Annotated in this window: 15 protein-coding genes; 3 read left to right on the forward strand and 12 right to left on the reverse strand. The window is 73.6% G+C overall.

Annotated elements, in window-relative coordinates:
- Positions 1-195: 195 nt before the first annotated feature.
- Complete coding sequence (locus tag AB0F77_RS29795) at positions 196-387, reverse strand: antitoxin (RefSeq protein WP_361954774.1); 192 nt, start codon at positions 385-387, stop codon at positions 196-198.
- Positions 388-571: 184 nt separating this feature from the next.
- Here AB0F77_RS29795 and AB0F77_RS29800 point away from each other — a divergent pair, with 184 nt between their 5' ends.
- Positions 572-3046, forward strand: coding sequence for an ATP-dependent Clp protease ATP-binding subunit (locus AB0F77_RS29800; RefSeq protein WP_361954775.1), 2475 nt, complete (start codon positions 572-574; stop codon positions 3044-3046).
- On the opposite strand, the gene AB0F77_RS29805 is transcribed toward AB0F77_RS29800, so the two are convergent.
- Positions 3009-4046: an LLM class flavin-dependent oxidoreductase gene (locus AB0F77_RS29805; RefSeq protein WP_361954776.1), complete on the reverse strand. Its 1038-nt coding sequence runs from the start codon at positions 4044-4046 to the stop codon at positions 3009-3011. The genes AB0F77_RS29800 and AB0F77_RS29805 overlap by 38 nt on opposite strands.
- 180 nt (positions 4047-4226) lie before the next feature.
- Between AB0F77_RS29805 and AB0F77_RS29810 the strand changes: the two genes are divergently transcribed.
- Positions 4227-5285, forward strand: a complete 1059-nt coding sequence (locus AB0F77_RS29810) for a glycoside hydrolase family 25 protein (protein ID WP_361954777.1) — start codon at positions 4227-4229, stop codon at positions 5283-5285.
- A 60-nt stretch (positions 5286-5345) separates the two neighbouring features.
- Here AB0F77_RS29810 and AB0F77_RS29815 read toward each other — a convergent pair whose 3' ends face one another.
- The 5 genes from AB0F77_RS29815 to egtA are packed head-to-tail and all read right to left on the reverse strand — an operon-like array spanning position 5346 to position 9995.
- Positions 5346-5561 (reverse strand): dodecin, encoded by a 216-nt coding sequence (locus AB0F77_RS29815; RefSeq protein ID WP_361954778.1) that lies wholly within the window; start codon positions 5559-5561, stop codon positions 5346-5348.
- A gap of 48 nt (positions 5562-5609) precedes the next feature.
- The gene (gene egtD / locus AB0F77_RS29820) at positions 5610-6572 is read right to left on the reverse strand and encodes an L-histidine N(alpha)-methyltransferase (protein WP_361954816.1); all 963 of its coding nucleotides are present in this window, start codon (positions 6570-6572) and stop codon (positions 5610-5612) included.
- Positions 6569-7345, reverse strand: coding sequence for an ergothioneine biosynthesis protein EgtC (egtC, locus tag AB0F77_RS29825; RefSeq protein WP_361954779.1), 777 nt, complete (start codon positions 7343-7345; stop codon positions 6569-6571). Before egtC ends, egtD begins: the two co-directional genes overlap by 4 nt.
- Positions 7345-8661, reverse strand: coding sequence for an ergothioneine biosynthesis protein EgtB (egtB, locus tag AB0F77_RS29830; protein WP_361954780.1), 1317 nt, complete (start codon positions 8659-8661; stop codon positions 7345-7347). Before egtB ends, egtC begins: the two co-directional genes overlap by 1 nt.
- Positions 8658-9995: an ergothioneine biosynthesis glutamate--cysteine ligase EgtA gene (gene egtA / locus AB0F77_RS29835; RefSeq protein WP_361954781.1), complete on the reverse strand. Its 1338-nt coding sequence runs from the start codon at positions 9993-9995 to the stop codon at positions 8658-8660. The genes egtB and egtA overlap by 4 nt, the downstream gene beginning before the upstream one ends.
- Before the next feature lie 275 nt (positions 9996-10270).
- On the opposite strand from egtA, the gene AB0F77_RS29840 reads away from it, so the two are divergent.
- Complete coding sequence (locus tag AB0F77_RS29840; protein ID WP_361954782.1) at positions 10271-11134, forward strand: TIGR02452 family protein; 864 nt, start codon at positions 10271-10273, stop codon at positions 11132-11134.
- On the opposite strand, the gene AB0F77_RS29845 is transcribed toward AB0F77_RS29840, so the two are convergent.
- The 5 genes from AB0F77_RS29845 to AB0F77_RS29865 form a co-directional block, all read right to left on the reverse strand.
- Complete coding sequence (locus tag AB0F77_RS29845) at positions 11119-11574, reverse strand: type II toxin-antitoxin system PemK/MazF family toxin (protein WP_361954783.1); 456 nt, start codon at positions 11572-11574, stop codon at positions 11119-11121. The two genes, AB0F77_RS29840 and AB0F77_RS29845, sit on opposite strands and share 16 nt — an antisense overlap.
- Before the next feature lie 208 nt (positions 11575-11782).
- Entirely contained in the window at positions 11783-13273 is a 1491-nt protein-coding gene (locus tag AB0F77_RS29850) for an SPFH domain-containing protein (RefSeq protein ID WP_361954784.1), read from the reverse strand.
- A gap of 133 nt (positions 13274-13406) precedes the next feature.
- The gene (locus tag AB0F77_RS29855; RefSeq protein ID WP_361954785.1) at positions 13407-13625 is read right to left on the reverse strand and encodes a hypothetical protein; all 219 of its coding nucleotides are present in this window, start codon (positions 13623-13625) and stop codon (positions 13407-13409) included.
- 36 nt (positions 13626-13661) lie between these two features.
- Positions 13662-15164 (reverse strand): M81 family metallopeptidase, encoded by a 1503-nt coding sequence (locus AB0F77_RS29860; RefSeq protein WP_361954786.1) that lies wholly within the window; start codon positions 15162-15164, stop codon positions 13662-13664.
- 47 nt (positions 15165-15211) lie between these two features.
- On the reverse strand, positions 15212-16405 hold the full coding sequence (locus AB0F77_RS29865; protein WP_361954787.1) for an ROK family transcriptional regulator: 1194 nt from the start codon (positions 16403-16405) through the stop codon (positions 15212-15214).
- Positions 16406-16475: the final 70 nt, after the last annotated feature.

Genomic DNA, 16475 nt, shown 5'->3' on the forward strand with positions numbered 1-16475 from the left:
GCCCTTGATCCCGACGCGGTCGCGAAGGCCCGCGATCGGCCTTCCGGCCCCTTGCGCGCGCGTGGGAGCCGCGATGGGCGTCCCGGTCCCGGCCCCGCCGCGGGGACGTCCCTACGCGCCGGGGGCCGGGCGGGGCGGACCCCGTGATCCCGGCCCCCGGCCCCGCCCATGCCCACGGGACCGCCGAACGGGCGGTCACGGATGCGGAGGGGTGTCCCTCTCCTGGCCGCCCAGTTCGTCCTTGAGCCGCTGCTGGGCGGAGTCGACCTGTGAGCCGTACTTGCCCTGGGTCCTGCCGTCGACGTAGTCGCCGCCCTTGTCGATGCCCTTCGAGGCCTGGTCCTCGTGGCCCTTGAGCATGCCCTTGATCTTGTCCATGAAGGACATGGCAACCCTCCTCGTCGATAGGGGCTCCGTCTCCAGGGTCACCGGACCGCGTGCCGTTCGCATCTCGGCGGCGCGCATGCGGGTATGTCGGTCATATGACAGTTTGGTGGTTTGCGAGACCCCTCGCCGACACCCCTGCCGAGACATCCCCGCCGACATCGCATGCCACAGAAGGGCCCGGCCCATGACTACACCCGGTTTCGGATTCGGACGCAGCCCCTTCGAGGACTTCGACGCGCTGATGTCCCGGTTCTTCGGCGGGCCGGGTCAGCCGTCCTCCGCCCGGCGTGTGCAGAGCGTCGACATCGGCAGCCTGCTGTCGGAGCGGGCCCGCGAGCTGGTGGCCCAGGCCCGCGACATCGCCGCCGCCGAGGGCGGCGAGGAACTCGACGCCCGCCATCTGCTGGCCGCCGCCACCGAGCACGACTCCACCCGCCGGCTGCTCACCGAGGCGGGCGCCGACCCCGACCGGCTGCGGGCCCGGCTCGGCGTCGGCGCGGGCGGCGGCCCCCGCAGCGAGCCCGCCACGCTCACCCCGGCCGCCAAGCGCGCCCTCCTGGACGCTTACCAGATCTCCCGCGCCGAGGACGACTCCTACATCGGACCCGAGCACCTGCTGCGCGCGCTGGCCGCCAACCACGAGTCGGCGGCCGGCCGGGCGCTCGCCGAGAACGGCTGGGAGCAGACCCGGATGCCCACGGAGACCGCGGCCGAGCACCGCGGCCCGAGCACCACCCCGACGATCGACGAGTACGGCCGCGACCTCACCGAGGACGCCACGGCCGGCCGGCTCGACCCGGTCATCGGACGGGACGACGAGGTCGAGCAGACCATCGAGGTCCTCTCCCGGCGCAGCAAGAACAACCCCGTCCTGATCGGCGACCCCGGCGTCGGCAAGACCGCCATCGTCGAGGGCATCGCCCAGCGCATCGCCGCCGGGGACGTCCCCCAGACCCTCGCGGGCAAGCGGCTGGTCTCGCTCGACCTCGGCGGGATGGTGGCCGGCACCAAGTACCGCGGCGAGTTCGAGGAACGGCTCAAGACCCTCCTCGACGAGGTCCGGGAACACGCCGACGACCTGGTGCTCTTCCTCGACGAACTGCACACCGTCGTCGGCGCGGGCGGGGGCGGCGACGGCGCCCTGGACGCCGGCAACATGCTCAAGCCGGCGCTGGCCCGCGGCGACCTGCACCTCATCGGCGCCACCACCGTCGACGAGTACCGCCGGCACATCGAGAAGGACGCCGCCCTCGAACGCCGCTTCGCGCCCATCCTCGTCGGCGAGCCGGACGTCGACGACACCGTCGCGATCCTGCGCGGGCTGCGCGACCGCTACGAGGCCCACCACCAGGTCCGCATCACCGACGAGGCGGTCGTCGCCGCGGCCGAGCTGTCCGACCGCTACATCACCTCCCGCTTCCTGCCCGACAAGGCGATCGACCTGATGGACCAGGCCGCCGCCCGCGTCCGGCTGCGCGCCGGGACCCCCGAGGCCGACCTGCGCGAGATCGAGGCGAGGGCCGCCGCGCTCAACCGGGAGAAGGACCAGGCGGTCGCCGACGAGGAGTACGAACGCGCCCGCGACCTGCGCGACCGCATCCGTGAGGCCGAGGCGGAGCTCGCCGGGGCGGGCCGGGCCGGCGAGCAGACCCCGAAGGTCACCGCCGAGGACATCGCCGAGATCGTCGCCCGCACCACCGGCATCCCCGTCGCCCAGCTCACCGAGGAGGAGCGCGAGCGGCTGATCAAGCTGGAGGAGCACCTGCACGAGCGGGTCGTCGGCCAGGACGAGGCGATCACCGCCGTCGCCCGCGCCGTCCGCCGCGCCCGCGCCGGCATGAGCGACCCGAACCGGCCCGTCGGCAGCTTCCTGTTCCTCGGCCCCACCGGCGTCGGCAAGACCGAACTCGCCCGCGCGCTCGCCGCCGCCCTGTTCGGCGACGAGAGCCGCATGATCCGGCTGGACATGAGCGAGTTCCAGGAGCGGCACACCGTCTCCCGCCTCATCGGCGCCCCGCCCGGATACGTCGGCCACGAGGAGGCCGGCCAGCTCACGGAGGCGGTGCGCAGGCAGCCGTACGCCGTCCTGCTCCTCGACGAGGTGGAGAAGGCGCACCCCGACGTCTTCAACACCCTGCTCCAACTCCTGGACGACGGACGGCTGACCGACTCCCAGGGACGCACCGTCGACTTCAAGAACACCGTCGTCATCATGACGTCGAACATCGGCGCCGACCACATCCTGACCGCCGGGGTCGAGGACTACACCACGATCCGCGAGACCGTGCTGCCCGCCCTGAACGCCCACTTCCGGCCCGAGTTCCTCAACCGCATCGACGAGATCATCGTCTTCCGCGGCCTGGACCGCGCCCAACTGCGGCAGATCGTCGACCTGTTGCTGGAGCACACCCGGCGCCGGCTGCACGCCCAGGACGTCGGCCTGGAGGTCACCGACACGGCCGCGGCGGCGATCGCGGAGATCGGTCACCAGCCCGAGTTCGGGGCCCGGCCGCTGCGCCGCACGATCCAGCGCGAGATCGACGACCGGCTCGCCGACCTGCTGCTCTCCGGTGAACTCGCCGCCGGGGACCGGGCGGTGGTGGACGCGCAGGACGGATCGATCACGGTGCGGGCACAGAAGCCGAGCGCGGTCGGCTGAGCCCCCGGCCCGCGAGACGGGCCAGCCGCCGGTAGGAGTCGAGCAGCGCCGCGCGGTCGTGGGTGCTGGTCGTGACGAGCACCTCCTGCGCGCCCGACTCCTCCAGCACCGTCTCCAGCGCGTCGGCCACCTGCTCCTCGGTGCCGGCGAGCTGGCCCGTGAGCCCCGACTCGTAGAGCTCGCGCTCCTTGGCCGTCATGGCCCGCCGCTCGGCGTCCTCGGCGGCGGGCAGCGGCGGGAACGTGCCGTGCGTGCGCGCGTACGCCATGGACCACGCCTCCGGCACCAGCAGACGGCGGGCCTCCTCGGGGGTGCCGGCCACGGCGACCGTCCCGGAGATCACCACGTACGGCTCCGCGGCCCATGGGGAGGGGCGGAAGCGGGCGCGGTAGCGGTCGATGCCGAGCAGCATCCGCTCGCGGTCGCGCAGATCGCCGATGACCATGGGCAGCCCCGCGCGCGCCGCGATCTCGGCGCCCTCGCCCATGGCCAGCACGAACGTCGGGACGCGTTGCCCCTCCGGCGGGCGCGCGTGCACACCGGTCGGCGAAGTACCGGTGAACCAGCCGAGGAGTTCGTCGAGTTGGGCCCCGAAGTCGTCCGCGTCGTCCTTGTCGCGGCCGAGCGCCCTGCGCACGCCGCCGGTGAAGCCCACCGAGCGGCCGAGCCCCATGTCGATCCGGCCCGGGAACAGCGACTCCAGGACCCCGAACTGCTCGGCGACGACCAGCGGCCGGTGGTTGGGCAGCATCACACCGCCGGTGCCCACCCGGATCGTGCGGGTCGCGCCCGCGACCGCCGCCGCGAGCACGGTCGGCGCCGACCCGGCGACCCCGGGCACGCCGTGGTGCTCGGACACCCACACCCGGTGGTAGCCGAGCGCCTCCAACTCCCGGGCCAGCGCGACGGTGTCGCGCAGCGCCTCGGCCGGAGTGTGTCCCTCCCGGGTGCGCGAGCGGTCCAGGACGGAAAACGGAATCTCTTCGATCAGCGGGCTCACAGGGGTTTCAACACCCGTGCGGAGCGGGGATTCCCGTGGTGACGCATCGTAACCGATCGGACACGAAGAGGCGTTTGTTCGAACGTGCCGTCCCGGAGGTGTCGAACCTCCCGGCCGGGGCACGGGCGACGTACGAGGCTGCGTAGTATCCGCGGTGCGCCAGAACAGAAGGAGGTGCCGATGGCCACCTGCCGCGGCATGGACGTGTCCACCTTTCAGGGCACCCAGAACTGGGCCGCACACAAGGCCGACGGTGTCGTGTTCGCCTTCGCCAAGGCGTCCGAGGGCGAGCACAGCAGAGACGCGAAGTTCACCACCCACATCAAGGGCATCATCGACGCCGGAATGGTGCCGGGCGCCTACCACTTCGCCTGGCCCAACCAGGACGTCGCGGCCGAGGCCGCGAACTACGTCGGGGCCGTACGGCCGTACGCCCGGGCGGGGTTCACCCACTGGCTGGACCTGGAGCGCTACAGCGACGGCCGCAACTACGCGGGCCGCAGCGCCGCCCAGATCAAGGCGTGGGCGACCTCCTGGATCGCCGCCGTGCGCAGGGCGTTCCCGGGGCAGCGCGTCGGCGTCTACACCTCGGCCTCGGACATCTCGGCCGGACACCTGCCCTCCGGAGTGCCGCTGTGGTACCCGGCCTATCCCTGGGGTCCCGCCGACTACGGCCGGGCCGAGGGCGCCGCCCGGCCGAATCCCAGCGGAGTGTCCCCGCTGATCTGGCAGTTCACCAGTGAGCCGCTGGACCGATCCATCGCCTACCTGTCCGCCGCCGGGCTCCGCGCCTGGGCCGCGGGCGACACCGAAGAGGACGAGATGCCGCAGTACGTGAACCTCGGGCTGGACAAGCCCTACACCCTCCGGCCCGGTGTGTGGGACTCCATCGAATACACCCAGGAGTGGACGGACGAGACCGGCGACCACGCCAGCGACGGCTCGGTGTTCGCCCGGGGCGCGGCCCGCTTCAGCGGCAGCCTCAGCCTGGCCCTCACCGGACTGCCGGTCGGCTCGGTCGTCCAGGCGCGGATGTCCGAGTACGAGGGCGACACGTTCCACTCCGACCACCCGATCCACGAGATCGTCGGCACCCCCGGCGGCTCCTACGCCGTGGTCCCGCTGACCAAGCGGATCGGCCAGGGGCGGCGCATGCGGGTGCGGCTGCTCAACCAGCACAGCGCACCCGTCACCGTCACCAGCGCCGTCCTGACCGCCCTGGTCTGGAAGGAGAGCTGACCCGTCCGCGTGACACGGGCCGGCCGGGGCGACCGGCCGGCCCGTGGGACCGCGTACGTGTCAGGTCTCGTCCTCGATGCGGAAGCCCACCTTCAGACCCACCTGGTAGTGCTCGATCCGCCCGTCCTCGATCTGGCCCCTGACCTGTGTCACCTCGAACCAGTCGAGGTTGCGCAGCGTCTGCCCGGCACGGGTGATGCCGTTGCGGATGGCCTGGTCGACGCCCTCGTGCGAGGTGCCGACGATCTCCGTGACCCGGTAGGTGTGGTCGGTCATGGGACTGCTCCTTTTCTTCGCGCAGTTCTCCGCGCCCCTTCGGGGCGCTCAGGCCGGGGTGCTCAGGGACAGGGCGAAGCGGGACCGGGAGTCCGTCCACCAGTGGGTCAGCTCCAGCCCCGCGGCCGCCAGTTCCCTCCCCACCCCCTCCTCGCGGAACTTCGCCGACACCTCGGTGCGCAGCTCCTCACCGGGCGCGAAGTGCACGGCGAGGTCGAGCGCGGGCACCTTCACGGTCTGGGCCGTGCGGGAGCGCAGCCGCATCTCGATCCACTCGTTCCCGGCGTCCCACAGCGCCACGTGGTCGAAGGCGCCGGGATCGAAGTCGGCGCCCAGCTCGCGGTTGACGACGGCCAGCACGTTCTTGTTGAACTCGGCCGTCACGCCCGCCGCGTCGTCGTACGCCCGGACCAGGACCCCTTCGTCCTTGACCAGGTCCGTGCCGAGCAGCAGCGTGTCGCCCGGCGACAGCAGTGCCCGCACGGAGGAGAGGAACACGGCGCGCTCCGCCGGCAGCAGATTGCCGATCGTGCCGCCGAGGAACGCCACCAGCCGGGGCCCGGGCGTCGCCGGCAGCGTCAGCCGCGCGGTGAAGTCGGCGATCAGGGCGTGCACCGACAGCCCCGGGCGCTCCTCGATCAGCGCCCGTCCGGCCCCGGTGAGCGCGCTCTCGCTGACGTCGACCGGGACGTAGGTGTCCAGCCCGGTGAGCGCGTCGATCAGAAGGCGCGTCTTCTCGGACGAGCCGGAGCCCAGCTCCACCAGGGTGCGGGCGCCGGACGCGGCGGCGATCCCATCGGCGTGCGCGGCGAGGATCTCCCGCTCGGCCCGGGTCGGGTAGTACTCGGGCAGTTCGGTGATCTTCTCGAACAGCTCGCTGCCGCGCGCGTCGTAGAACCACTTGGGCGGCAGAGTCTTGGGGTTGGCGGTCAGGCCGTCCAGGACGTCCGCGCGCAGCGCGGCCTCCGTGGCGTCCTCGGGGAGGGTGCGGGTGACGTGCAGGGGACTCACGTACATGGCTCCTTCGGTGCGGGTGCCAGGTCCTTCAGCGGTGCCAGCCGTACGCCGGCGCGGTCCGCGGTGAGCAGGGTGCGGTCCGGGACCTCCCGCCAGCGCGGATCGTCGTCGTACGGCTCGGAGGCCACGACGGTGCCGCGGCCGGGGTCCGCCAGGTACCAGAGGGTGTCGCCCCAGGCGGTGGCGGCGACGGTCTCACCGTCGGTGAGCAGCAGGTTCAGCCGGGACGCGGGCGCGGCCTCGGCCACCTCGCGGACCGTCTCGCCGAGCGCCCGCCCCGGGTCCAGGCCGGCGCGCAGCCGGCGCAGGGCGAGCGCCCACACCAGTGCCGAGTCGGTGCGGGCCTCCAGGGACAGCAGGTCGACGGGCGGCAGCGTGGGCACGAGCGGCGCCGCGGACTGCGGCCAGCCCGCCACCGCGCCGTTGTGGCTGAACAGCCAGCGGCCCGCGGCGAACGGCGCCGCCGCGGCCTCGCCGTCCGCGCCCGGCAGCGTCGCGTCGCGCACCGCGGCGAGCAGCGCACGGGTGCGCACCACCCGGGCGAGGTCGGCGAAGGACGGGTCCGCCCAGATGGGCCCGGTCCGCCGGTAGCGGGCGGGCGCCGGGTCGTCCGGGGCGTACCAGCCGACCCCGAAGCCGTCGGCGTTGACCGTGCCGTACCGCTGCCGCCGGGGTGCCCACGACTGGCGGTACAGGCCGTGCGGCGGGTCCACGAGGAGCCGGCCGAGCGGCTCCTCGTGGCCCAGCCAGGCCAGGTGCCGGCACATCAGGCGTCCGCCGACCGCGCGGTGCGGAAGCCGGCGAAGATCTGCCGCCTGACCGGGTAGTCCCAGTTGCGGAACGTGCCCCGGCAGGCCACCTGGTCCACGGCGAACGAACCGCCGCGCAGCACCTTGTGCTCGGAGCCGAAGAACACCTCCGAGTACTCCTTGTACGGGAACGCGGTGAACCCCGGGTACGGCAGGAAGTCGCTCGCCGTCCACTCCCACACGTCCCCGATCAACTGCCGCACGCCCAGCGGGGACGCGCCGGCCGGATAGCTGCCGGCCGGCGCCGGGCGCAGATGCCGCTGGCCGAGGTTGGCCCGGTCGGGCGTCGGATCGGCGTCGCCCCACGGGTAGCGCGTCGAGCGGCCCGCGACGGGATCGTGCCGGGCCGCCTTCTCCCACTCCTCCTCGGTCGGCAGCCGGCGCCCGGCCCAGCGGGCGTAGGCGTCCGCCTCGTACCAGCACACGTGCAGCACCGGCTCGTCGGGCGGGACGACCTCGGTGACGCCGAAGCGCCGCCTGAGCCACTGCCCGCCCTCGCGGTGCCAGAACAGCGGTGCGACGAGGGAGTGCCGCCGGACGTGGTCCCAGCCCTCGGGCGTCCACCAGCGCTCGTCGTCGTAGCCGCCGTCCTCGATGAACGCCTGGTACGCGCGGTTGGCGACCGGGGTGGTGTCGATGTGGAAGGCCGCCACCTCCCGCCGGTGCGCCGGGCGTTCGTTGTCCAGCGCCCAGGGCTCGGTGGAGGTGCCCATGGTGAACGGGCCGCCGGGGACGAGGACCTCGGCCGGGCCGGTGAACGGCGGGGCCGGGGCGGGGTCCGGGGCGGTCAGCGCCCGGGGTCCGGTACGCAGCTGATGGGTGATCAGCATGGTCTCGTCGTGCTGCTGTTCGTGCTGCGCGATCATTCCGAAGGCGAAGCCGGCCTCGGTGAGCCGCTCCCCGTGCAGCGAGTGGCCCTCCAGCAGGTCGAGGACGCGTCCGCGCACCTCCGCCGCGTATCCGCGGGCCTCCTCGGGCGGCAGCAGCGGCAGGGTGGGCCGCTCGGCGCGCGGGTGCTCGAACGCGTCGTACAGGGTGTCGATCTCGGGCCGCATCGCCTCGCGCCCGCCGACCGCCCGCAGGAGCCACAGCTCCTCCTGGTTGCCGATGTGCGCGAGGTCCCACACCAGCGGGGACATCAGCGGCGAGTGCTGCGCGGTGAGGTCGGGGTCCTCGACGCAGCTGGTCAGCAGGGTGGTGCGGGCCCGCGCGGTGAGCAGCGAGGACAGGACCCGCTCGCGGACGGTCTCGACGTCGGTCTCGGGGGCGGTCATGTAGGGATGTCCTTCCCGTGGGCGCGGGCGGTCCCGTCGGCCGGGTGGAGCCGGGGCCGGGCGGGTACCGGGCCGCGCATGCGGTCGAGCAGGTCGTCGGCGGGGCAACGGCCTTGGATGACGTAGCGGTCGAGGAACGCCGCGACGGCGTCCGTGACCTCGGTGGTGGCGCCGATCCGGGGCAGCGCCCGCAGGGCCGCGCCGAAGCACAGGACGGCCGCCTCGCGCAGCTCGGGGTCGCCCAGTCCGGTGCGGGCGGCGTCGAGCCACAGCGGGTTGTGCGGCGCGGGCCGTGCGAGCGCCCGTTCGGCCAGCGGCTTCACGGCGCGGTAGGCCGTCTCGGCGGCCTCCGGGTCGTCGAACAGCGCGGCCGTCACCGCGAGCGGCACGATCCAGCCGTCCTCGCCCGGCTGGGCGTCGATCATGCGCAGTTCGAGGTGGCCGCGCGGCCGGACCGGCGGGAACAGGGTCGTGAGGTGGTAGTCGAGGTCCTCGCGGGTGGGCGGCCGGGGCGCTCCCGAACGGGTCCAGGAGCGGAAGGTGAGCCCGTCGGGCACCTCCCACGGTCCGCCGTCGCGGCGTACGCACATCACGGGGGAGTCCATGACGTGCCGGGCCCAGGCGGCGCGTGGGTCGCCGTCCAGCGCGGGCGCCCCCGCCCGGCCGGGGCCGATCTCCATCCACAGCAGCTGCCGGGTGGACAGCCATCCCGTGGGCCGCCGCGCGACCAGCGGGGAGTTGGCGAACGCGGCGACCAGGACCGGGCCCAGCTGGTGGGCGAGCCACCAGCGGCGGCCGTGCCCCAGCGGGCCGGGCTCCTCGTACCCGGCGTCCAGGCACACCTGGACGGAGGCCGAGGCGCACATCATGTGGCGGCCGGCCGTGCCGGTGCGGTCGAGACAGGCCTCCATGGCGTCGTAGCGCGGCTGGTGCAGGAAGCGCCGCGGCGGATGCCAGGGGTCGTGGCCGATGCCGGCGAGGCCGAGGCCGTCGTCGGCCAGGACGGCGCGGACGGCGTCCAGGTCGGCGGAGACGGTACCGACGCACTCCATCAGGGAGGCGGCGGGCGGCGAGCTGAGCTCCAGCTGACCGCCGGGCTCGACGGTGAGCGCCGACTCCAGGGGGACGGTGCGCAGCGCGGCGTAGGCCGCTTCGAGTCGTTCGGGTGAGACGGGCGCCTCGGGGTGCGCCGTCTCCTGGACGAGCCATTCCACCTCGACGCCCAGTGTGCGGGGCGGTCCGGTCTTGAAGCAGATGCCGCGCACCAGCGCCTCGACCTCTGCTTCGGCGACGGCGGTACGCGGGTTCGTACAGCCGCTTGACGAATCGGACATGTCGGTATCCTCCTGAGATTCCACCATGTCACCGGCCCGGATGTGGGTGGGCCGGGCAGGCACTCGTCCCACCCAAAACCCTCGGGCTGATTCGCACAAGGGTGCGCCAGGGGACGTCCTGGATCCGCAATCTCCGTTTCCGTACGTGTTTCCGGGACGTTCCGGGGCCGGGAAACTCCGTTGCACCGCTCCCTCAGCATCGCTCAGGATGCTGGTATGGGCACGACGGGGGAGAGCGCGCGGCGCGTGCGTACGGCGTCCACGGGGGTGATGCCGTGAGCGCGCGCCTGCGCGGCATCGCGCGGGAGACGGAGCGGATCGTCGCGGCCGGGTCCTATCGCGCACCCGGCGGTCACGAGGTGCCGCTCGCGGCGGCGATCGAGGCCGCGCGGGCCGGCACCCGGATGTACGGCCCGGCGCCGACGGACGTCTCCGCGGCCCTGTCCACGGCTCTGTCCACGACCCCGCCCGCGGACACGTTCGTCGAGGTCACGGGCGAGAGCAGCCTCCAGGCCGCCCGCCGTCTCGCCGGCCCGGCGGATCCGGCCAACCCCGCCGTGCTGAACTTCGCGTCGGCGCGCAACCCGGGCGGCGGCTACCTCAACGGCGCGCAGGCCCAGGAGGAGGCCCTGTGCCGGGGCTCCGCGCTGTACACCTGTCTGCTGCGGGCCCCGGAGTTCTACGACCACCACCGCGCCCACCGCGACCCGTTCTACACCGATCGGGTCGTCCACTCACCGTCCGTGCCCGTCTTCCGCGACGACCACGGCCGGCTCCTCGACGAGCCGTACACGGCCGGATTCCTCACGGCGGCGGCGCCGAACGCGGGCGTCGTGCTGCGCACGGCCCCGGACCGCGCCGCCGCGCTGCCTGGCGCCCTGGCCGTGCGGGCGGAGCGGGTCCTGGAGACCGCCGTGGCACACGGGTACCGGCGGCTGGTCCTCGGCGCCTGGGGCTGCGGGGTCTTCCGCAACGACCCGGACCGGGTCGCGGAGGCGTTCGCGGGCCTGGTCGGCCCCGGCGGCCGGTTCGCGCGGTCCTTCGAGCACGTGGTGTTCGCGATCCTGGACCGCACGCCCGGCGCCGTGGTCCGGGCCTCCTTCACCCGGACGTTCGCTCCGGCTCAGCGCCAGCCGTAACGCTCCCGGAGCCGGTGCACGACCGAGTTGAACCGCATCCGGTCCAGCGCGCACGCCTCGCGCCGCATGCCCTCCTCGTGCAGCCGCAGCACCCGGTCCACGTCCACCCAGGAGTCCCGTCCGGAGCGGTCCCACGGCCCGCTGCCCATGGCCACCCACTCCCGGTCGCCGTCGTGCCGCTTGCTGGACAGCTGCACGGCGAGGAACGTGCCGGCCGCCTCCCGGGCGACGACCAGCACCGGCCGGTCCTTGCCCCGCCCGTCGTTCTCCTCGAAGGGCACCCAGGTCCACACGATCTCCCCGGGGTCCGGGTCGCCGTCGTGCGCGGGGGAGTACTCGGTGCGCACCCGGCCCACCTCGCGCGGGTCGGCCTCGGTGGTGGCGGTGGGGCCGTAACGGCCGGGGACGTCTGCGTCGGTCTCATCGGTGAAGGCAGTCACGAGGGGCACCCTACGGCTCCGTCGGGAACGCCGTGACGGGGGTCCGTACGGTGCCGTCCGTGGCGCCGTCGTGGCCGGTCGCGCCCGCGCGGCGGAGCCGCACAGCGACACAGCCCCGCGCCCCTGCGGGGCGCCGCCGGGGGGCGGGGACGGCCGTGGGCACCGGGGCCGCGCGGCGGTGGCTCCCGGTGCCCCTGCTCCCGGTCGGTCAGCCGGCGTCCGGCTCGACCGGCACCTTCTGCGTCGCGGGCGGCGTGAACCCGTTCAGCGGCGCCGAAGTCCCGCCGTGCTCCTGGCCGTTCTGCTCCATCGAGGAGAGCAGCCGGCGGGCCAGGCCGAGGCCCGTACCGCCCATCGTGAGCGCCTTGGCGAACATGTCGGCCATGCCGTCGGCGCCGTTGAGCACCACCATGTTGTCGACGTTGCCGAACGCGGACGCCCCGGCCTTCACGATCTCCGGCCAGTTCTCGGCGAGTTGCTGCGCGACCACGGCCTCCTGGTTCTGGGCGAGGGCCGCGGCCCGCGCCTTGATGGCCTCCGCCTCGGCGAGACCCTGGGCCCGTGTCGCCTCGGCGCCCGCGAGACCCCTGGCCTGGGCGGCCGCCGCCTCCGCCTCACCGGTGGCGCGGGTCGCCGCCGCCGTGGCAGTGCCCCGGGTCTTCGTCGCCTCCGCCTCGGCGCCCGCGGCCGTCTTGACCCGCGTCGCCTCGGCCGCCGCCGCCAGCTCCGTCTCCTTGGCCTTGGCCTGTGCCGCGGAGATGCGCGCGTCACGCTCGGCCTCGGCCAGCGTCCGCTTCTCGTACGCCTTGGCGTCGGCCGGCTTGCGCACGTCGGCCTGGAGCTGCTGCTCGCGCCGGTGGGCCTCCAACTCGGCGACCCGGGTCTCCTGGACGACGACCTCCTGCCGGGCCGCCGCGTCGGCCAGCGGGCCCGCCTGGCGGGCCGCGGCCCCGGCCTTGTCCCGCTCGGCCTGGTAGCCGGCCTGGAGGATCTCGCTGTCCCGGGTGGCCTCGGCCATCCGCGCGAACGCCTGCTGCTCCGCCTCGGTGGCGAGACGGTTCGCCTCGGCCTGCGCGATGCGCGCGTCCCGCTGGACGGCCGCCGCGTGCGGCATCGCCAGGTTCTGGATGTACCCCGTCGGGTCCTCGATCTCGTGGATCTGCAGCGAGTCGACGATCAGGCCGAGCTTCTCCATCTCCGTACCGCAGGCGGCACGGGTCTGACCGGTGAGCTTGTCGCGGTCGCGGATCATGTCCTCGACCGTCAATCCGCCCACGATGGAGCGCAGATGACCCGCGAACACGTTGTGCACGCGCTCCGACATCATCCGCTGCTGGTCCAGGAACCGGCGGCCCGCGTTGGCGATCGACACGAAGTCGTCGCCCACCTTGAAGATGACCACGCCCCGCACCTTCAGCGGAATGCCCTGGTGGGTCACGCAGTCCACCGACAACTCGGTCTCGTTCAGGTCGAGGGACAGCTTGCGCACCGCCTGCACACCGGGCAGCACCAGCGTGCCCCGCCCGGTGACGATGCGGAAGCCCATGCCCTCCTCCAGGCCCTCCATCCGGTGCTTCGAACCGGAGATGATGAGTGCCTCGTTCGGCTCGGCGACCCGCCACATCAGCTTGAACAGACCGATCAACACGGCGACGGCGACAACCGCCGCACCCGCAACGACGCCGACGACCATCGGCATTCGCCCCCTTTGGATGGTGCCCTCTCGGCACCGAACGAAGGGAGTGTGCTCCCGCGCGGGGCGGGGATGAAGAAGTCGGCGGATCCTTGTTGCAATCTTGACGCGAACGTTCCTCACCTGGGACGAAGCGTGCTCAACTGTCGTACGCGGGCTGTACGTAGACCGTCCTGGGCGGCAGGTACTCCACCACCATCACCACCGTCCCCGGGGTGATCCGGGCGGTGCCGTCGGCCGCGTACGCGAGGAAGTGCTCGGCGCCGCCGCGCACCCGGACGATCACCTCGCCGACCAGCCCCGGTCCGACCGTTCCGGTGACCCGCCCCATGAGCCCCACCATCGACGCATCGTCCATGTCCCCAGCGTACGGGCACGACGGGCGCCGGGGCCGCTACTCGTCCTCGCCGGTCAGCGCTTCGTCGGAAGGGGCGATCCGACGGGCCGTCAGGTCCGGGTCGGGCATGCCGGGGTCGAAGGGGAACATCGGGCGGCGGATGCGGTGATGACCGAGCCGCACCAGGTCCTGGTCGACGCCGCCCGGGGTCAGCGCCATCTTCCAGTCGGCGGCCATCGCGTACAGCTCCGGCTCCAGATAGCCGATCTTGACGAGCACGACGTCCGCCTTGCGCGGTTCCAGCCCGAGCCGCGTGAAGTCGTGTTCGTAGTGGTACGGCTTGCGCAGCCGGGTCAGGACCACGTACACGCCGCCCACCCGCAGCACGACCTCCGTCACCGCGTCCCGGTCGCCCTCCCGCACGGAGTGCACCACGCCCGTCAGGGTCAGCGGTCCCGCGTGCCGGTCGTCCACCTCGGCGCCCGCCGTCACGGTCACCGTCGCGCCGACGCCCGCCGCGACAGCGGTGTCGACGGCGGCCGGACCGGGCACGGACGCATAGATGACCACCGGTCCCGACGGGTCCGCGAACTCCGGCCGGGCCAGCACCTGTTCGAGTCCCCAGGTGACGTCGCCCGCCCCGCCCGCCGTCGGGTTGTCGCCGGTGTCGCTGATGAAGTACGGGCGTGCGGCCGAGGCCAGCGCCTCGTCCAGGCACTCGTCGAGCGTGCCGGTCGGTGCGACGAACCCGAAGTCGTGCCGGGCCTCCCAGAAGCCCCGCGCCAGCCGCTCGGCACCCCGGTCCACCGCGTCGGCGTCCTGGCCGGTGACGACCACCGCGGCCCGGTTGCGCGGCTCGTCCGCCCACGCGTAGCCCACCCAGATCGCGGCGTCGGTGACACCGGGCAGCGCCTCGACCTCCTCGACGGCCGCGTACACGCTCCTCGCGGGCTCGATCCGGGTCGACGTCTGCTCCCCGGCCAGCAGCACCGGCACCGGCACCCACGCCTTGACCGGGCGGGGCGCCCCGCTCGCCAGAAGGTCGACCAGACGGCGCGCGGCGCGCTCCTTGGTCTCCACCACGTCCTCGTGCGGGGCCGTCCGGTAGCAGGTGATGAGATCGCTGCGGTGGACCAGTTCGCGCGAGACGTTGCCGTGCAGGTCCATCGACGTCGACACCCGCGCCCGCGGCCCGACCACCTCCCGGACGCGGGCCAGCAGCACCGCCTCGGCGTCGTCCAGGCCCTCGACCGTCATCGCGCCGTGGATGTCGTACCAGAGACCGTCGACCGGGCCCAGCGCGCGCAGCCGGTCGAGGAGTTCACCGGACAGCTCGGCGAAGGCCGCCGCCGTCACCGTCCCTCCCGGCAGCGCCTTGCCGACCAGCGCGCCGCGCCACTCGGCGGCCTCGCGCAGCGGGGTGCCCGGCGCGAGGAACGCGTACCGGTCGAGGACCTCGTCCCCGCGCAGCGGATGGAACGCCGGCGCCTCGGTGCGGGCCGGGGAGAACGTGGACGACTCGATGCCGAGACCGGCCACGGCGATCACGGGACGGGACATGGACACCTCCGGGGGAAGAGGAACGGTTCTCGCGCGTGCGGGGAGCGTCAGACGGGCCGGCCGGTGAGCGCGTGCAGGGCCCGGCTCAGGGCGCGCTGGAGGGCGAACTGCCCGGCGCCGACCAGCCCCGCGTCGGCGCCCAGGCTGGCGCGTTCGATGACCAGGTGGCCGGTGACCAGCGGATGGCAGTCCTCGTAGAGCTGGCTGCGCACCGCCGCGACGAAGGGTTCGAGCGTGGAGAGGATGCCGCCGAGGTACACGGCGTCCGGATTGAAGAAGTTGACGTTGGCGGCCAGCACCTGGCCCAGGTAGCGGCCCGCCTGTCGGACCGCGCGCGTGGCCTCGGGATCGGCGTCGGTCGCGAGCCGTACGACGTCCTCGGTGGACGCCACGTCGAGCCCGCGCTCGCGCAGGGTGCGCACCAGCGCGGCACCGGAGGCCACCGTCTCCAGACAGCCGGTGTTGCCGCACGAGCAGGGGATGTCGTGGGCCGCCTCCACCCGCACATGGGTGATCTCGCCCGCCGCGCCCGTGCCGCCCCGGTAGAGGCGCCCGTCGGCGATGACGCCCGCCCCGATCGCCGTACCGGTCTTGACCATGATCGACTGCCGGCGCTCCGGCGGCTGCACGGTGTGCTCGCCCACCGCCATGCAGTTGGCGTCGTTCTCGATCGCCGCCGGCACCCCGAACCTGTCCTCCAGCCAGGTCCGCACCGGGAACCGGTTCCAGCCGGGCATCCGCGACGGCAGCGTGACGACACCGGAGGCCGTGTCGACGGGACCGGGCAGGGAGAGGCCCACCCCGCGCAGGAGCGGACGGCCGTGCTGCTCGGCCAGCGCCTCCAGCGTCGCGGCAAGACCGGGCAGCGCGGCCTCGGGGCCCTCGCCGGTCGCGAACGGCACCGTGGAGACGTCCGTGAGACCGCCACCGGGCAGCACGACGCCCACCCGGGCGTGCCGGCCGCCGAGTTCGGCCGCCACCGCGAACCCGTCGCTGCCGCCGAGCCGCAGCACCTTGCGCGGCCGTCCGCCGGCCGAGGACACCGTGCCCTCCTCGGCGACCAGACCGTGCTCCATCAACTGGCTCACCGTGAACGACACGGTCGACGGCGCCGCGCCGAGCAGCCCGGCGATCTCCGTGCGCGTCGCCGCCTGCCCGGAGGCGAGCAGTTCGAGGACCCGCTCGGTCAACGAGGAGAAACCCGCGGTGTTCTTCCGCCGCGGAGGGCTTTTTTCCGTCATGGAGGAAGTTACTTCCGGCTTCGGAGATCGAGGCGTCGAGCGTAAGCCCGCGAAGGGGGCGGATCGCTTT

It is taken from the genome of Streptomyces sp. NPDC026672, assembly GCF_040638185.1.
In the GTDB taxonomy this organism is placed as follows: Bacteria; Actinomycetota; Actinomycetes; order Streptomycetales; family Streptomycetaceae; genus Streptomyces.